This is a genomic window from Actinoalloteichus sp. AHMU CJ021 (assembly GCF_002895405.1).
In the GTDB taxonomy this organism is placed as follows: Bacteria; Actinomycetota; Actinomycetes; order Mycobacteriales; family Pseudonocardiaceae; genus Actinoalloteichus_B; species Actinoalloteichus_B caeruleus.
Genome location: NZ_CP025990.1, coordinates 4,542,503 through 4,558,029 on the forward strand (window position 1 = coordinate 4,542,503; position 15,527 = coordinate 4,558,029).

General features: G+C 71.3%; 15 protein-coding genes, 1 tRNA gene and 1 pseudogene. 6 read left to right on the forward strand and 11 right to left on the reverse strand.

Annotated features, from left to right (window positions below):
- Positions 1 to 199: 199 nt before the first annotated feature.
- Positions 200 to 1,429, reverse strand: a complete 1,230-nt coding sequence (locus C1701_RS19220; RefSeq protein ID WP_103056388.1) for an FAD-dependent monooxygenase — start codon at positions 1,427 to 1,429, stop codon at positions 200 to 202.
- Between the two features lie 97 nt (positions 1,430 to 1,526).
- On the opposite strand from C1701_RS19220, the gene C1701_RS19225 reads away from it, so the two are divergent.
- Positions 1,527 to 2,126, forward strand: a complete 600-nt coding sequence (locus tag C1701_RS19225; protein ID WP_026419889.1) for a TetR family transcriptional regulator — start codon at positions 1,527 to 1,529, stop codon at positions 2,124 to 2,126.
- Between the two features lie 323 nt (positions 2,127 to 2,449).
- Complete coding sequence (locus tag C1701_RS19230) at positions 2,450 to 3,361, forward strand: hypothetical protein (RefSeq protein WP_337661825.1); 912 nt, start codon at positions 2,450 to 2,452, stop codon at positions 3,359 to 3,361.
- A gap of 114 nt (positions 3,362 to 3,475) precedes the next feature.
- Here C1701_RS19230 and C1701_RS19235 read toward each other — a convergent pair whose 3' ends face one another.
- From C1701_RS19235 to C1701_RS19250, 4 genes are all read right to left on the reverse strand, one after another.
- Positions 3,476 to 4,303, reverse strand: a complete 828-nt coding sequence (locus C1701_RS19235) for an ABC transporter permease (protein WP_337661826.1) — start codon at positions 4,301 to 4,303, stop codon at positions 3,476 to 3,478.
- Complete coding sequence (locus C1701_RS19240) at positions 4,303 to 5,259, reverse strand: daunorubicin resistance protein DrrA family ABC transporter ATP-binding protein (RefSeq protein WP_026419891.1); 957 nt, start codon at positions 5,257 to 5,259, stop codon at positions 4,303 to 4,305. The genes C1701_RS19235 and C1701_RS19240 overlap by 1 nt, the downstream gene beginning before the upstream one ends.
- Positions 5,260 to 5,290: 31 nt before the next feature.
- Positions 5,291 to 6,145, reverse strand: a complete 855-nt coding sequence (locus C1701_RS19245; protein ID WP_337661827.1) for a DUF4097 family beta strand repeat-containing protein — start codon at positions 6,143 to 6,145, stop codon at positions 5,291 to 5,293.
- Positions 6,146 to 6,206: 61 nt separating this feature from the next.
- On the reverse strand, positions 6,207 to 6,728 hold the full coding sequence (locus C1701_RS19250) for a ribbon-helix-helix protein, CopG family (protein WP_103056389.1): 522 nt from the start codon (positions 6,726 to 6,728) through the stop codon (positions 6,207 to 6,209).
- Positions 6,729 to 7,075: 347 nt separating this feature from the next.
- Here C1701_RS19250 and C1701_RS19255 point away from each other — a divergent pair.
- A pseudogene (locus C1701_RS19255) lies at positions 7,076 to 7,626 on the forward strand (GrpB family protein).
- A 384-nt stretch (positions 7,627 to 8,010) separates the two neighbouring features.
- On the opposite strand, the gene C1701_RS19260 reads toward C1701_RS19255, so the two are convergent.
- Entirely contained in the window at positions 8,011 to 8,640 is a 630-nt protein-coding gene (locus C1701_RS19260; protein ID WP_103056390.1) for a GyrI-like domain-containing protein, read from the reverse strand.
- Positions 8,558 to 9,157, reverse strand: coding sequence for a PadR family transcriptional regulator (locus C1701_RS19265; RefSeq protein ID WP_051314253.1), 600 nt, complete (start codon positions 9,155 to 9,157; stop codon positions 8,558 to 8,560). Before C1701_RS19265 ends, C1701_RS19260 begins: the two co-directional genes overlap by 83 nt.
- A gap of 466 nt (positions 9,158 to 9,623) precedes the next feature.
- Here C1701_RS19265 and C1701_RS19270 point away from each other — a divergent pair, with 466 nt between their 5' ends.
- Positions 9,624 to 10,031 (forward strand): hypothetical protein, encoded by a 408-nt coding sequence (locus tag C1701_RS19270; protein WP_103056391.1) that lies wholly within the window; start codon positions 9,624 to 9,626, stop codon positions 10,029 to 10,031.
- A 661-nt stretch (positions 10,032 to 10,692) separates the two neighbouring features.
- Here the strand turns inward: C1701_RS19270 and C1701_RS19275 are convergent.
- Together C1701_RS19275 and C1701_RS19280 are read right to left on the reverse strand one after the other, a co-directional pair.
- A tRNA-Ile gene (locus tag C1701_RS19275) sits at positions 10,693 to 10,769 on the reverse strand.
- A gap of 278 nt (positions 10,770 to 11,047) precedes the next feature.
- Positions 11,048 to 11,548 carry a PepSY domain-containing protein gene (locus tag C1701_RS19280; RefSeq protein WP_103056392.1) on the reverse strand — a complete coding sequence of 167 codons (501 nt, stop codon included), beginning with the start codon at positions 11,546 to 11,548 and terminating at the stop codon, positions 11,048 to 11,050.
- Between the two features lie 575 nt (positions 11,549 to 12,123).
- Between C1701_RS19280 and C1701_RS19285 the strand changes: the two genes are divergently transcribed.
- On the forward strand, positions 12,124 to 12,714 hold the full coding sequence (locus tag C1701_RS19285) for an AAA family ATPase (RefSeq protein WP_026419896.1): 591 nt from the start codon (positions 12,124 to 12,126) through the stop codon (positions 12,712 to 12,714).
- A gap of 99 nt (positions 12,715 to 12,813) precedes the next feature.
- On the opposite strand, the gene C1701_RS19290 is transcribed toward C1701_RS19285, so the two are convergent.
- Entirely contained in the window at positions 12,814 to 14,121 is a 1,308-nt protein-coding gene (locus C1701_RS19290) for a sensor histidine kinase (protein ID WP_337661828.1), read from the reverse strand.
- 2 nt (positions 14,122 to 14,123) lie between these two features.
- Positions 14,124 to 14,810: a response regulator transcription factor gene (locus C1701_RS19295; protein WP_103056394.1), complete on the reverse strand. Its 687-nt coding sequence runs from the start codon at positions 14,808 to 14,810 to the stop codon at positions 14,124 to 14,126.
- Positions 14,811 to 14,911: 101 nt separating this feature from the next.
- Between C1701_RS19295 and C1701_RS19300 the strand changes: the two genes are divergently transcribed.
- A complete protein-coding gene (locus C1701_RS19300) occupies positions 14,912 to 15,427 on the forward strand; it encodes a hypothetical protein (protein ID WP_155886220.1) in 516 nt (171 codons plus the stop codon).
- The last annotated feature ends 100 nt before the right edge of the window (positions 15,428 to 15,527 follow it).

Below are 15,527 nucleotides of genomic sequence, written 5' to 3' on the forward strand. Positions count from 1 at the left end.
CTTCAGCGGACCGCCTCCCGAGGCGCCTCCGGCACGGTGGTGGCGGGGACCAGCGGGTGGGCGCGGTCGACAGCGCTCCGTAGGGGCTCGGTCCTCCGACACGTCGTGCGCCACGCCGAGGACGAGGTTGGCACTGGCACGGCCCCCTCGTCCTCGACGGTCCCCACGTCCGCGCCACGCCGGACTGGCCCCGACCAGCTCACCGCGGCGCGCGGCGCTCCACACCGGACGGCTGCTGGTTCGCCCGCCGGACGGCTCGCTGGACCATGCCCCGGATACCCGGGAGCTGGATGGCCCGCATCGCGAGGTCCCGTGCCCACACGTGCGCCTTCGTGGGCGGGGCGTACTGGCTCGTCCCCTTCCGCGCCAGTGCCTGCCGCTTCCGGACCTCAGCGCGCAGTGACGACTCCCAGTCGCTCAGCGCGGCCGGCAGGTCAGCACCGTGGTCGCCGAGGGCGGCGGCGAGCCGGTCGGCGCCGGACAGCGCCAGGCCCGCGCCCTGGCCGGCGAACAGCGTGACGCACCAGGCCGCGTCGCCGAGCAGCACGACCCGCCCCCGGCTCCAGCGGTCCGCCACGATCTGGCTGACCGAGTCGAAGTAGGCGAGGTCCGGGGAGGCGGCGAGTTGTCGGAGGACCTCGGGTACCGGGCCGCCCAGGTCACCGAACACCGAGGTCAGTGAATCCGTCGCCCCGCGCCCCAGTTCGCCCTCGACATCGGCGCAGCGGTAGGTGAGGAAGGCCGAGGACCGGCCCGGCCCCAGGTTGATGACGGCGGCGGTGCGGCCGGGGCCGATGAAGGTCGCGCTGGTCCGCTCCGGGACCTCCGGCGAGACCCGCTCCAGGGGGAGCGCGCCCACGACGTGCCGCAGGTCCACCCGGAAGTCGGCCTCGGGGCCGAACACGAGCTCACGGACCCCCGAGTGCAGGCCGTCGGCGCCGATGAGCAGGTCGGCGTCGACGATGTCACCGTCGCTCAGGGTGGCCTGGACCTGGTTGGTGTCCTGGTGGACGGCGCGGACGGTGGTACCGAAGCGGAACTCGGCGGCGCCCTCGGCCACGTCGTGGAGCGCTGATTCCAGGTCACCCCGGAACACGGTGATCGCCCGGCCGCCGAGGGCCGCCTGGGCGAGCGCGGCCGGAACGGTGAACTTGTGGCGTCCGTCGGCTCTGATGAGCACCGAGGTGAGGAATCCGAGGTCGCGTGCCCCGAGGGCGGGCAGGATGCCCAGGCGTTCGGCGGCGTCGTAGCCGGGGCCGGTCAGGTTCACCAGGTAGCCGCTGCTCCGCCGGGTGGGGGAGCGTTCCACCACGAGGACGTCCCAACCGCTGTGGCCGAGCCTGGTCGCGGCGGCCAGTCCCGCGATGCCCGCGCCGACGACGACCGCTCGACGCCGCGTCGTCCCGGGCGTGGTGAAGTCGGGTGCCATGCCTGCTCCCTCCATGTATGAGCACGTGTTCAAACTCAAGTATGAACGCGTGCTCATCTCGGGCTGGGTGCGGGTACCCCCACCTAGACTGGGGCCCGTGCCCAGAGGTGTCGCCATCCCGGAGATCCGCCAGGAACTGTTCGCGGCCGTCGAACGCGTCATCGGCCGGGACGGGCCCGGCCGGCTCAGCGGACGAGCCGTCACCACCGAGGCCGGAGTCGCCAGCGGCCTGCTCTACGCCCACTTCGCCGACCTCGACGACTTCCTCGCCGCCTACGCGACCGATCGCGCCTTCCTGATCTCCGCCGGCACCTCGGCCCTCGCCGACCGGGCTGGCACCGGTGAGGTCGCCGGCAACCTGTGCGACGCGGTCACCGCCACACCGCTGACCAGCCTGCGGGCCGCCCTCACCCTCCTCGTCGCCAGGCCGGGACTGGTGGAACGGGTCCACGCCGTGCTCGGCCCCGGCAACAGCGGCCTCGACGCCCTCGAAACCGCCACCGCCCGCTACCTCACCGCCGAGCAACGGCTCGGCCGGATCGCCCCGACCGCGGATCCCGCCGCGCTCGCCCTCGCCGTGGTCGGGTCGTTCCACCACCTCGCGCTCACGGCCAACGCCGAGCAGGACGTCCCCGCCCGCCTCCGCCGCAGCGTCGCCGGCCTGCTGGCCCCCGTCACCTCGCCCGCTCCCGCGTGACCCGGCCGGGAGCACGCGCGCCCGTTCCGACCTCGCCGGGCGGGCAGCCTGCCGCCTGAAGGTCCCGGCCCGGCCCCACCACCCGGAGAACCGGCGCGCGCACGCCGAGGCTCCCCGTCACCACCGAGGGTTCGGGAAGTCGGTCGAACGCCCACGGACGTCCCGTCCCAGGGTTCCGGCGGTACGCCGACCTGGGCGTCCCTCGAACGCTCACGACCGTCGAGCCGGCCCCGGGAGCGGGCGGGCGACAACGGGACGGAGGCGGAACTCCCCGGCGTCGGGCGCGCGGACCACGACAGAAGGGAAAATGACATCCTGACCGCGTGTCCGAGACCACCTACGCCGGATCCGGTCCCTACTGCTACTCCCACTCGATGGCGATGATGATGGGGGCGGGCGCGCCGGACGTGGCGGTCATCGAGACCCTGACCGGAAGCCCGTACGGCATGCAGCTCACCGAGGAAGCGACACCGTACTTCGACCCGGCCGGCTGGACCCCCGAGATCGGCATCGACCACGCCCTCACCGCCCTCGGCTGGTCAACGCACCGGAGCGGCGGAGGCGACGAACACGGAGCCCACGACCGCCTCCTGGGCGCCCTGGAAACCGGCCCCGTCCTGGTCGGCCCCGTCGAGATGGGACACCTGAGCTACCAACCGGGCAGGACCGGTCCCCTCGGCGCCGACCACTACCTCGTCGCGATCGGCCACGAGGCGGGACACCTGGTCCTGCACGACCCCCAGGGATACCCGTACGCGCGCCTGCCCTGGGCCCAGTTCCGGGACGCGTGGCGCGCGGACACCGTGGACTACGCCGCCCCGTTCACCATGCGCACACGGTTCGTCCGCGAACGAGACGTCGCCCCCGCCGACGCCCTCCGCGCCTCCCCACCCCGCGCCCTCCACTGGCTGCGAGGCGACACCGCCCCGCCCGGTGCCCTCGCCAACCACGACGCCGCCCTCGCGCTCGCCGACCTCCTCAGCACACGGCCCGAGGACGTCCAGGAACACCTCATCCACTTCGCGGTGCGCGTGGGAGCGCGGCGACTCGCCGACGCGGCCCACTGCCTCCGCACCGTCGACCTCCCCGAGGCGTCCCGCGTCCTCACCCGGCAGGCCCGGCTCGTCGGTGCCCTGCAACACCCCCTCGTCACCGGGGACACCGCCACCGCCGCGCGCCTCCTGGTCGACCTCGCCCCCACCTACGAGGAACTGCGCGCGAGCATCCAGCTGTGACGCGCACGGACGTCGTCGTCCTCCCGACCGCACGGTCCACACCCGACCCGGCGGCCGCACGGGGGCCACGGGGACCAGTGGGAGACCGGGCGGCGCGGGAGGACCGCCAGACGGTCAGCTCGGGTGCTCCCGACCGAACAGCCTCCGCGACCAGAGATACCCGCCCAGCGCGATGAGCGCGCACCAGCCGAGCGCGACCCAGCCGTGGTGGCCGACCGGCTGGTCCATCAGCAGGCCGCGCAGCGTCTCGATGATCGGGGTGAACGGCTGGTACTCGGCGAACCAGCGCAGCCCGGTGGGCATCGAGTCCGTGGGGACGAATCCGCTGCTGAGGAAGGGCAGCAGGATCAACGGCATCGGCAGGTTGCTCGCGGTCTCCACACTCCTGCTGACCTGACCGAGAGCCACCGAGAGCCACACGAGGGCGAAGGTCACCACGGCGAGGAAACCCGTGGTCGCCAGCCAGCCGCCCAGCCCGGCCTCGGGCCGGAAACCGATGAGCAGTGCCACGCCCATCACGATCGCCAGACTGAGGAAAGCCTGGATCACGCTCCCGACGACGTGGCCCGTCAGGACCGAGACCCGGGCGATGTGCATGGTGCGGAACCGGGCGATGATCCCCTCGGTCAGGTCCATGGCGATCGAGATGGCCGTGCCCTGCACCGTCGAGGCGATGGTCATCAGGAGGATGGCCGGTACGACGTAGGTGACGTACTCGGACCGTCCACCGGGGCCTTCGCTGATCCCGGCGCCCAACGCTCCGCCGAAGACGTACACGAACAGCAGGAGGAACACGATCGGCATCCCGACGAGCACCAGGGTCGTCGAGGGGTACCGGAGCATGTGCCGGAGGTTGCGGCGCGACATCGTCGCCGAATCCCGCAACGGGTGGAACCGGAGGGCGGCGGGCGCCGGGCCGGGGAGGGAAGGTGCGGTGCTCATCAGGTGCTCACCTTCTCGGCGCCGGGCTGGCCGGTCAGGGCAAGGAAGACGTCGTCGAGGTCGGGGGTGCGCACGGACAGCTCCTCGACCTCGATACTCCGGTCGTCGAGCCTGCTGAGCACTGCCCGCAACGACCGGAGACCGCCGTCGCTGGGCACGCGCAGGGCAAGCGTGCCGTTCTCCCGCGAGGACGTGTCGAGCGCGCGTTCGGCGTCCTCGAGGCTGGTCGGGTCCGCGAACCGCAGGAGCACGTGGCCCCCGGGGACGAGCCGTTTCAGCTCCTCCGCCGTGCCCTCCGCGACCAGCCTCCCGTGGTGGAGGACGCCGATCCGATCCGCCAGTTCGTCGGCTTCCTCGAGGTACTGGGTGGTGAGGAAGACGGTCACCCCGGTGGACACCAGCTCGCGGACGATCCGCCACATCGCCCGGCGACTCCGGGGATCCAAGCCGGTGGTCGGTTCGTCGAGGAAGATCACCTGGGGGTCGCCGACCAGGGTCATCGCGAGGTCGAGCCGCCGCCGCATACCTCCCGAGTAGGTGGAGGCCGGTCGTCGAGCGGCATCGACCAGGTCGAACCGCCGCAGCAGCTCAGCGACGCGCCGCCGGCCGTCACGTCGGGGCCAGTGGTGCAGGTCCGCCATCAGGAGTAGGTTCTCCTCACCGGTGAGGAGGGAGTCCACCGCCGAGAACTGGCCGGTGACGCCGATCGCCGCGCGCACCGCGTCGGGTTCGGACGCCAGGTCGTGCCCGCGGACCCGCGCGGAGCCGCCGTCGGAGGCGGCCAGGGTGGACAGGATCCTGACGGTGGTGGACTTGCCAGCGCCGTTCGCGCCGAGCAGGGAGTACACCGTCCCGGCGGGGACGGTGAGGTCGAGCCCGTCGAGCACGACGTGCTCGCCGAAGGACTTGCGCAGCCCGGTGACCGAGATCGCCGTCTCAGGGGGTGCGGTCGCCATGGTTGTCCTTCCGTGTTGGGGTGGGCGACGATCAGGCACGGCTGATCGTGATGTCGCCGTGGGAGGTACGGGCACGGACGTCGACGGTCGACTCGGAGCCCTCCGGGCCCGAGGCCTCGTCCAGCAGGTTGCGCACTCGCCCGAACTTGGTGAACACCTCGAGCCAGGCGGCGGTACCGTCGGCGATGCCGACCTCGATCTCGCCGAGCGCGGACTCGAGCGTGACGGAGTCGCGAGTCGCCTCGTCCAGCCGGATGCTCCCGTTGGCGGTCTTCGCGGTTACCCCGGCCTCCGCCCGCCCGACGGAGATGCCCCCGTTCGACGAGCTCAACCGGGCGTGACCCCCGACCGCGCCGAGGTGGATGTCGCCGTTGGAGTTCCTCACGACCGAGGTGCCCTCGACCCGGCCGAGCCTCACCTGCCCGGATCCGGTGTGGATCTCGGTGTCCCCCTCGGTTCGGGTCACGGTGACGTGGCCGTGCCCCGTCTCCAGCCGCAGCGGACCGGTGTGTTCGAGGTGGACGTTCCCCATCGAGGTCCTGAACCGGGTCTCCGCGAGCCGGCCGACGCACGTCAGGTCGCCGAGCTGCACCGAGCCGGTCAGGCGGGAACCGGTGGGCAGCTCGACGACCACGTCGACCGACCGGGTCCTCCGGGAGAAGTCGAATACGGGCGCCCTCGGCCCCTGGACGCGCAGTACACCGTCGGCGTACTCGACGCTGACCCGCTGGGCGGCCCGCACGTCGGAGTCGTCGGACTCGTCGGTCGGGCGCACCTCGACCCGCGTGTCGGCTCGGTCGCTCGCGATGATCCGCGCTTCGCTGGTGACGCCGAGTTCGATCAGGACGGCGATGGGTTCGGGCGTGTCGAATCTGGGCATGGTCATCCCCCGTGACGTGGTGGTGGGGCGTTCCCGTGGGTCGGGACGTGTGTCGGAGGTGGCGCGGTCAGCGGACCCAACCGGTGAAGCCCTGCCTGCCGCGTGTGCCACGGCTGGCGTGCTCGGAGCGCGGGTCGCCCTCGGGCTGGCGCAGGGCGGCGGCGGCGGCGCGGACCAGCCAGGAGTTGACCGAGCGGCCCTCCGCGGCGGCGGCCTCCTCCACCGCTGCCTTCAGCGGTTCGGGCAGCCGGACGTTGATGCGCGTCGTCGGCCCGTCCTCGGGAATCGGCGGAATCTTTTCCGTCGTCGTGGTCCCACCAGCGGCCGAGTCGGCGAGGGGGTCGCTGGGCGGTGGGGTCACGACGAACTCCGGGTCGCGTCCGCGCAGGCGCACTTCCACCGACCCTGGGGCCAGCTCCCGGGTGATCTCGTCCGAGGCGGCGGAGAGGGTGTCCAGCAGGGTCATGCGGATCGCCGACTCGAGCGGGCCGGTCAGGCGCTCGACCAGCGCACGTGACTCCTCACCGCCGGCGTCGGCGAGTGCCGCCAACTCGCGGCCCAACTGGCCCACGTACGTGGTCAAGTCCATGATGCCATCATGGCACCACTTTGGCTCAGTGCCAAGGTTCTTGGCTCAGATCGAGCTCGCGAGTGCCTTCGCGCGAACCTTCCCGAGGAACACCCGCTGGTCGCAGGACGGCCGCTCGCCGAGGTGAGGCGCGACGGACGACGAGCTCACGTGATCGCTCGCCCGCCGTGAGGACCGACCCACTCGCCGTCCTGGGAGTGCCGGTCGCAGGCACCGGCGTCCATCTCGCCCCCGCGAACCCCCGCGTTCCAGAAGTCGTTCGCGAGCGGCGCGGCGCGGCGCGGATCCTGTCCGTATCCGAGGAGTGGGGGCGCATGTCGAGTGGAGGCGAGGAACGCCTGGCCGAGATGACCGTCGGGGCGGTCCGGCCGCACAACGCGAGCATCGAGATCGTCGACCCCGACCCGCGGTGGGCCCGGCTGTTCCACCAGGAGGCCACCAGGATCCGGGAGGCACTGGGGGACCGGGCGCTGGCGGTCGAGCACGTCGGATCGACCGCCGTCCCCTCGCTCGCCGCGAAGCCGATCATCGACATCGTCCTCGCCGTCGCGGACTCCACCGCGGAGTCCCACTACGTGCCCGACCCGGAAGCGGCCGGGTACGTACTGCGCATCCGAGAACCCGACTGGTTCCAACACCGCCTGCTGAAGGGAACGGCCCCGACGTCAACCTGCACGTCCTCACCGCCGGTTGCTCTGAGATCGACCGCATGACCGCGTTCCGCGACCACCTCCGCGCGAACGCCGACGACAGGCGGAGGTACGAAGCCGTCAAACGTGAGCTCGCGCGACGGACCTGGCGGCACGTCCAGGACTACGCCGACGCCAAGGGGGACATCGTCCAGGAGATCCACCGGGCCATCGACAGGGGAGGGAAGCCGAGCGGGCCAGGGGGCTGACCGCCGCCGCTCGGAGCGCCCGATCCTCGGGCGTGGGGGGCAAGGAATGGCGCGGTAGGCCTGTCCGTCAACCGGGAACCCCCTGCCGTGACCTGGCCGTTCTCGGCCTGCTCGCGTTCACGCCAGGAGGCCCGAGGAGTTCGGCCTCCCACAGGCCCTCGCGGCGCCAGTCCCGCGCCGGCGCTGTCCGCGTGGGACGCGGCCCCGGACCCAGCAGTGCGGAGATCGCTCGACACGAACCGAGCGGCCCACGTCATCACCCGTCCCGCCTGGCCGTCCTTCCGTTCCGGGCGAGGACAGCAGTGCTCCCGCCGGCCGCCCCAAGGCCCGCGTGCGCACGGGTACTCCACGACGCGCCGTGGGGCGACCTGGAACGCTCCCCGCTCAGCCCTCGGCGACGGGTAGGACCGGCTGGCGGAGGATGGTGCGCAGTTTCGCCGGCGCCACCTTCCGGAAGTCACTGAGGTAGATCTCGTGGTGCTTGCCCACCATGCGGAGTTGGTTGTCGGGTACGAACTCGTGGTGCAACCGGTTGAGCACCGCCGTCTCGTCGTCGAAGGACCCGACGTGCAGGGTCTGGACGCACCGGCCCTCGGACAGTGGTTCCAACCGGACTCCGTCGAGGCGAGCCGGCGGCTTCCTCGCCCCGACCTGCCGCACGGCCGTGGTGAACATGTCCTGGTCGATCCAGTCCGGAACCATGATCATCATCGTCCAGTCCCACCGGGACTTGTCCCGTGAGGACGTGAAGGAGTCGAGGTCCTCCGCCCACCACAGGCCTTCCAGCGGCATGACGACGTAGTCCTGCCCGAGGTCCCGCTTGCTCGCCATCTTCAGCTTGTAGGCGACCGGGTAAAGGGCCTCGACCGCCTCCGAGAACGCCGGCGAGGTGTTCGGGTCCCCGTGGCCGTCGACCATCAGGTACCGCAGATCAGGTACGTCGATGATCCGGAACTGGTCCTGCTTCGCCTGGTAGGCGTCGAGGCTCTTCTTGAAGTCGGTCTTGTTCGTCATCGGTCACCCGGACTCGCTCGGCGAGCCACGACCTTTCCGCCTCGAGGAGGCTCAGTGAGTACGAGAAGACCTCCCGCGCCGGGCGCGGGAGGGGGACTGGGGCGCCCTGGGCGGCGCGGATGCCGACGAGGCGCGCCTCCACCTGGGTCAGGCGGCTCCGCAGGGCCCGCGTGTACTCCTCGTCGGAGAGCAGGGGCAGGTTCGCCACTCCGACCAGCAGCGGGTTCGTCGCGGACCGCAGCTCGGTGACCAGGGCGAGCGCGGTATCCCGCGCGGCCTGGTGGCCCTCACTGGTGGCGTGGAAGACCCGTCGGGACTTCGCGGCCGCGGGGGCGTCCGGCACGTGGACGAGCCCGCGTCTCTCCAGCCTGGTGAGCAGGTAGTAGATCGAGGAGAAGCCGATGTCGGTCCACTGGCGGATGCCGCGCTGCTCGATGACCCGTTCCAGGTCGTAGCCGTGCTGGGGCCGTTCGATGACCAGGCCCAGCACCGTCAGTTCCGCCGGCGTCAGCTCCATGAGCATATTCTAGTACTAGAATTACCAGCCTTGGGAGCCCCCTCCTGCGTGCCTGGCGGCCCAGTTCGTCGAGGCGGTGGGGCGGTGGGGGCACCGACTGGCCCTCCCCCCGCTGTGTGGCCTGATGGGGCGGCGGTAGGCGGGGGTCGTCCAAGGCTGAGGACTCCTCGCTGTGGACACGTCCGTGTGCGGGTAGTCGCGGGTTGTCCTGTCTGACGCCTCGGGTCAGCCCCCATGTCAGGAGGTCAGCTCATACTCTGTTGTCGTCGTCGGAGGCGTCGGTGAGTCGGGGTCGATCGCGCGGAAGACGATGGTGGCCGAGTGGGAAACTCACTCGATGACTTGTGTGGCCAAGAGCCATCGAGCTGTCTGCGGCCTGGTCACATCGATGGACCCGTGTAGGTGATTGGGCTGGCAGACCGTCGGAGACGTGCGTGGAGAAGATCGACCGACCACGGAGGATAAGGTGTCGAAGAACTGGGCGGAGGTCGCGTACGCGGTGAATTCCCGAGCGCGGGAGCTGTCCTTGAAACAGAAGGAGATATCGGACAGGTCTGGTGTGTCGCTGGCGATAGTGCGAGAAATTCAGCAAGCTCGTATTGAGCGGCAACGCAATCCGCGGACTTTGGAGGCCCTCTCGCTGGCACTGGAGTGGCATCCCCGTCACCTGACGGCTGTTCTGAACGGAGAGACGCCGCCTAACATCCCGGCCACCAAGGTGGCCCAGGATCCGGTGATCCCACTGCTGAACACCGTCATCCGGGAACTGAGGGGATTGCGGGCGCAAATCGGACTGCTGAGCAGCCGGCTCATCGATCTCGAGGGGTCGCGGTCGCCGACCAGGGAGAACAACAAGGAACGAATGGTCGACTGACTCTTCCCTCGCAGCTGTGGGGATCGGTCAACGCGGTACTCGCACCAGTGTCCAAGCGCGGCTCGCTGAGGTGGCGGCGAGGACGGGTTCAGCCGGGTGGCGGGTCGGAGCTGTCGCCCGCGCGGAACAGCTGAAGGCGGCAGGGACCTCGGCCGGGCCCACGAGTTGATCCCGGCTTCGATCGGGGTGCCAGGGCGATCGGCACCAGTTCGAGTTCAGCGGCACCGTCGTCTCCTCGGCCCCAACGTCCGATCAGGACGGAGCCCGTACGGACTTTCAGGATCTTCACGTCCAGGTCGACTCGGGACGTTCGAGGTCCGCCGTCCGCAACCACTCATCCAGGACCTCACTGAACGGCACGGCGGAGGTCACGGAGTTCTGCTGGTCCACCTGGTCCGTGAGGCGGGTCAGTGCCTTCTCCGCTCGCTTCCAGGTGGCTCGGTCGATGCCACTGATCGTTTCTCAGGGGTAGGCGGAGCGTCACGAGGCTGTTTCCGCGTTGAGGACGACCGGTAGTGCGGTGGAACCATTGCTCGAGGCGGTCCCGGGCTCGTGCTTCGCCGCGTCCACGACTCGTGGCCCCGGGTAGATCTCGCACCCAGAAGTCGCGCCCCCGGTCGACTCCGACGAGGCTGGTCGGATCGTTCTCCCTGGTCACGGGTGGTGGGGCAGGTGGGGCTCGAACCCACGGCCAAGGGATTATGAGTCCCCTGCTCTGACCAACTGAGCTACTGCCCCCAGTCTCCCGTGATCGCTCCTCGGCCGCCGGGACGGGCGGGAGCGAACGCGGCCCGATCCTAGCGGAGCGCGTACGGGCATTCACAAGCCCGCCGACCATGGTGATCCCGGCTCGGCGGTCCACAGTGGGACGTCCACCCGCTGGCCGGCCAGGGCTTCACCTGCTGCTCAGCCACGCACACGTGCGGAAGGCCGGTGCCCAGCGGCACCGGCCTTCCTCGGTGAGCGACTCGAAGCGGCCTGTTCGGGCCTGGCTGCCGGATCTACCCGGCTGCTGCTCAGTCGTCGTAGTCGTCGTCGTCCCGGTCCTCCTCGTAGCCGATGATGTCGCCGCTGGCGGCGTCGATGTCGATGTCGTACTCCATCCGGTCCTTGCGGAGTTCGATCTCCCACTCCCACCGGCCGTCGTCCTCGTCGAGTTCGACCTCGGTCACCCGGGCGCCGGGGACGCGTTCCAGGGCGATCCGCTCGGCCTCCTCGCGGCTGATCTTCGGTCCGCCCTCCCGTGCCTCGGCGCTGGTGGCCTCCACGGTCTCCACGGACCTCGGGTCCCAGTCGTCCCGGTCGTCGTGGCGGTCGTCCCGGTCATCGCGGTCGTCCCAGTCGTCGTCCCGCTCGACGTTGTTCACGGCGGCGTTGCCGGGGTTCTCCCAGTGCTGCGCGCTCGCCGCCGGCACGGTCTCGTTGTTCCCGCCGTCGTTGAGCGCCATGGCCGTGCCACCGATGGCGAGCAGGCCCACAGCTCCGACAACCGCGGCGACCATCTTCGGGTTCTTCATGGTGGTTCCCTTCCTTCTCCTGGTGGGTCCCGAGTCGCTGTCCGGCTCTCCCGGCCTGGTCTCGGGGGTGTTCCCCTCGGTGTGGGACCAAGATTGCCGTTCCCGGTGATAGGGCCGCGCTGTCTGACTCCTAAGGGGAGGTAAAGATCGGCGGAGGCGGTCGTGCGACCGGTGCGTGAACCACGCTCCAGTGCTGTGACCTGCTGGTTTGCCTGGTCCGCCCGGTGTGGTGGCGACATTGGCTCGCGGGCTCGTGGTGTCCTCGCGGGCTTGGCGGAACAGGACGCGGCCTTCGGGGTGCACGGCCCGAGGAGGAGCGGGGCGTGCGTCGCGGGAGCCCGCGAAGCCGATGGGCTCGCTCGGCTTCCGAGGCCGTGCTCGTTAGTCCGGCGGTCCCGGCCCGGCGGCTCGGCGGCCCGGCGGCTCGCGTCGCCTGTGGTGCCGCGTCGGACCGGATGTCGGGGTGGCGCGGGCGTTCGAGGGCGAATGGCGGCGGCGCGGAGGAGAAGCGCGCTGCGGGTGATGGCGCTGGGTGTTCGTCCGATCGCACCACGTGGGCGGTAGTCTGCGCGTTCATGCTGATCTGGATCAACGGGCCGTTCGGCGTCGGGAAGACGCAGGTGGCCCACGAACTGGAGCACCGCCTGCCCGGGAGTTTCGTCTGCGATCCCGAGCAGCTCGGTTTCGCGTTGCGGCGAATGACTCCTCCCACCCGGCGGGGTGACTTCCAGGACCTGCCGCTGTGGCGGCGTGGTGTCCGGGAGTTCCTCTCCGGCCTGGTCGAGGACCACGACGGGCACGTGATCGTGCCCATGACGCTGATCAACCCGGACTACCACGACGAGATCGTCGGCGGGCTCCGGCGGAACCACCCGAACCTGCGGCACGTCACGCTGCTCACCTCGGAGCAGTCGCTGCTGCGCCGCATCCGGTATCGGGGTGAGGGGAGGGCGAGTTTCGCGGCGGGGCAGGCCCGGCGCTGCCTGGACGTGCTGAGCACCCCCCAGTTCGACGTCCACGTCGACACCGAGCACCAGACGATCGCCGAGGTGGCCGAGGACATCGCGGAGCACTGCGGTCTGCGGTTGTCCGACAGCGCCGAGCACCCGGTGCGGCGGGCCGTGCGCAGGGTGGGGGTCCAGCTGCGGCACGTGCGTTTCGACTAGGCGTGGCCCGCCGTCCTCAACCCCCGCCGTCCCCGACGTGGGCCGGTCCTGCCGGTTGGCTGTCCGGGGCGGCGTCGGCGGGGTGCGGGTGGGGCGGGGTCAGTCGGGGTCGGGTGGGCCGAGCCGGACGGTGATCTGGGCTCCACCCCAGCCGGAGGCGCCCAGGGACATCCCGCCGCCGGAGGCCTCCGCGGTCCTGCGGGCGATGTCGAGGCCCAGCCCGGTCGACCCGCCTTTGCTGTTGCCCCGGTCCAGCACGTGCCGCCCGGTGTTGACGCCGCCGAACCCGGTGCCGGCGTCGGCGACGACGAGGACGGCTCCGCCTTCAGGCGCGGGGCGGAGCCGGACCGCGAAGGAGGTGCCCTCCTCGGTGTGCGCGAAGACGTTGCCGAGCAGGGCGTCGACGGCGGCGACCAGGTCGCCGGGGGAGACGCGGACGAGCAGTGGCCCCGGGGCGAGGTCGAGTTCGACGTGGCGTTCGGTGTCCTCGGCGAGCACCGACCAGAAGCGCACCCGCTCGGACACGACCTGTGCGGCGTCGCAGGCCACTCGGGCCGCGGTCTGCCCGTCGCCGCCGCTGCGCCCCCTGGCGTCCTGGATGACCTCGCTGACGGCGCGTTCCAGTTCCTCGACCAGCCCCTCCACCCGGCGGGCCTCCTCCGGCGACCGCAGGCCCTCCGCCTCCAGTTTGAGGGCGGTCAGCGGGGTGCGGAGCCGGTGCGAGATGTCGGCGACCGTTTCCCGTTCCTGTTGGAGCAGGGTTTCGATCTGACCCGCCAGGTGGTTGAGGGCCAGTCCGACGTCCCGCAGTTCCTTGGGGCCGGCCGGGTCAGCCCTGGCTTGGAGCTCTCCCCGGGCCAGCCGGTGGGAGACGGCGGCCAGCTGGGTGGTGGGTCGCACCAGGGAGGTGGCCAGCCGGTCCGCGACGAGCGCGCTGACCGCGAGCAGCACCACGGCCAGCAGGACGAGGATCAGCACGGCCCGGTCCACGCCCCGGTGCAGGACCTCGGCGGGCACGTGGGCGCGCACCGCCGCCTGCTCCCCGGTGGAGTCCTGGGCGTTGACCAGCAGCTCCATCCCACCGTCGACGTCAGCGGTGAAGGTGTGGCCGCGGAGGGCGAGGTCCACCGACTCGGTGCGCTCGGCCGGCTCGCCGACCGTGGTCCCGTCGGGGAGGAAGATCGTCAACTGGTGGTCGTCGGACAGGTTGACCCGCTCGACGGCGAGGCGGATGACCTCGGGGTCGGCGGTGGCCAGCAGGGAGCTGAAGGACTGCGCGTCGACGTTGGCCGCGTGCAGCGCGCGGTCCTCGGCGACGGTGCGGACCAACAGGGCCAGCGGCACGAGGAACGCGACCAGGATGAGGGAGGTGGTGGCGGCGACGAGCAGGGCAAGGCGTCCTCGCATGATCACGCCCCGCCCGGTGCGGCCAGTTTGACGCCGACGCCTCGGATGGTGTGCAGGTATCGGGCCTGTTGGGCGGTCTCGCCCAGTTTGCGGCGGAGCCAGGACAGGTGGACGTCGACGGTCTTGTCCGCCCCGCCGTAGGGCACCTGCCACACCTCGATGAGCAGTTCCCGTTTGCTGACCACGGCGCCGGCACGGGCGGCCAGGTAGTGCAGCAGGTCGAACTCGCGGGGGGTGAGGTCGAGTGGCCGCCCGTCGAGGCTGGCTTCCCTGGAGCGGGCGTCCACCCGCAAGCCGCCCACGGTCAGCGCCTGGGCGGGGGCTTCCTCCCCGCCTCGGCGGAGCACGGCGCGGATGCGGGCGTCGAGCTGGCCGGCGCTGAAGGGCTTGGTGACGTAGTCGTCGGCTCCGGCGTCGAGGACCGAGATGATCTCGGTCTCCTCGTCGCGGGCCGTGGCGACGATGACGGGGACGGTGCTCACCGCCCGCAGCATCCGCAGCAGTTCCCGGCCGTCCATGTCGGGGAGCCCGAGGTCGAGCACGACCAGGTCGGGTCCTTCGGACACGGCCAGCCGCAGGCCGTCCATCGCGGTGTGCGCGGAGGCGACGGCGTGGCCTCGTTCCCCGAGTGCCCTGGTCAGTGCGGTACGGATCGTCGGGTCGTCCTCGACGAGCAGAAGGTGCGCCACCCCCGCACGCTATCGGAGGGCCGAGGCGGCCGGTACGCCTCTCACCGAGGGCTAGGATCGTCTTATCCCGGCGTTAACCCGGCCCGCGCGAGAGTGTGATGGTGAGAAAAGGCCTTTCGAATCGGACCAGGTTCGCCCTGGGGGCCGCTGGCTGGGCCGCCGGCGCCACCGCCGCGACGGCGGTGGGCATCGCCGCGGTCGGCGCGATCGGCGCCGGGATCGTCGACGACGCTCCCCGCGTGTTGGACCAGCAGGCGATCAGCTCCCGGTTGACCTCGCAGACGGCGAACCAGCCCGCGCCCTCCACCGCGCCGGCCGTGCCCAGCACCTCGGCGGAATCGGGGCCGGGGGAGGATTCCGAGCCCGTGGACACCGGGCCGCCTCCACAGCGGAAGGTGATCGGGACCCCCGGCGGTTCGCTGGCGGTGGAGTGCGTCGGTGACCAGGCCCGGTTGGTCAGTTGGACCCCGGACCAGGGTTTCCACGTGGACGCCGACGACGTGGAGCGAGGTCCGGCCAGGGAGGTGTCCCTGGAGTTCGAGTCGGAGGACGTCGACATCGAGGTGGACGTGGTGTGCCAGGGCGGGGTACCGGCCGCCTACTTCGAGGAGGACTGACCCTGACCCGGGGTCCTGGCTGTCCGCGCCCGGCCCCCGGGTGTCCGGGTGTCGTGACCTGACGGAAGTCCTGCCGTCCCGGTCTCCCGTCCCCGGGTCG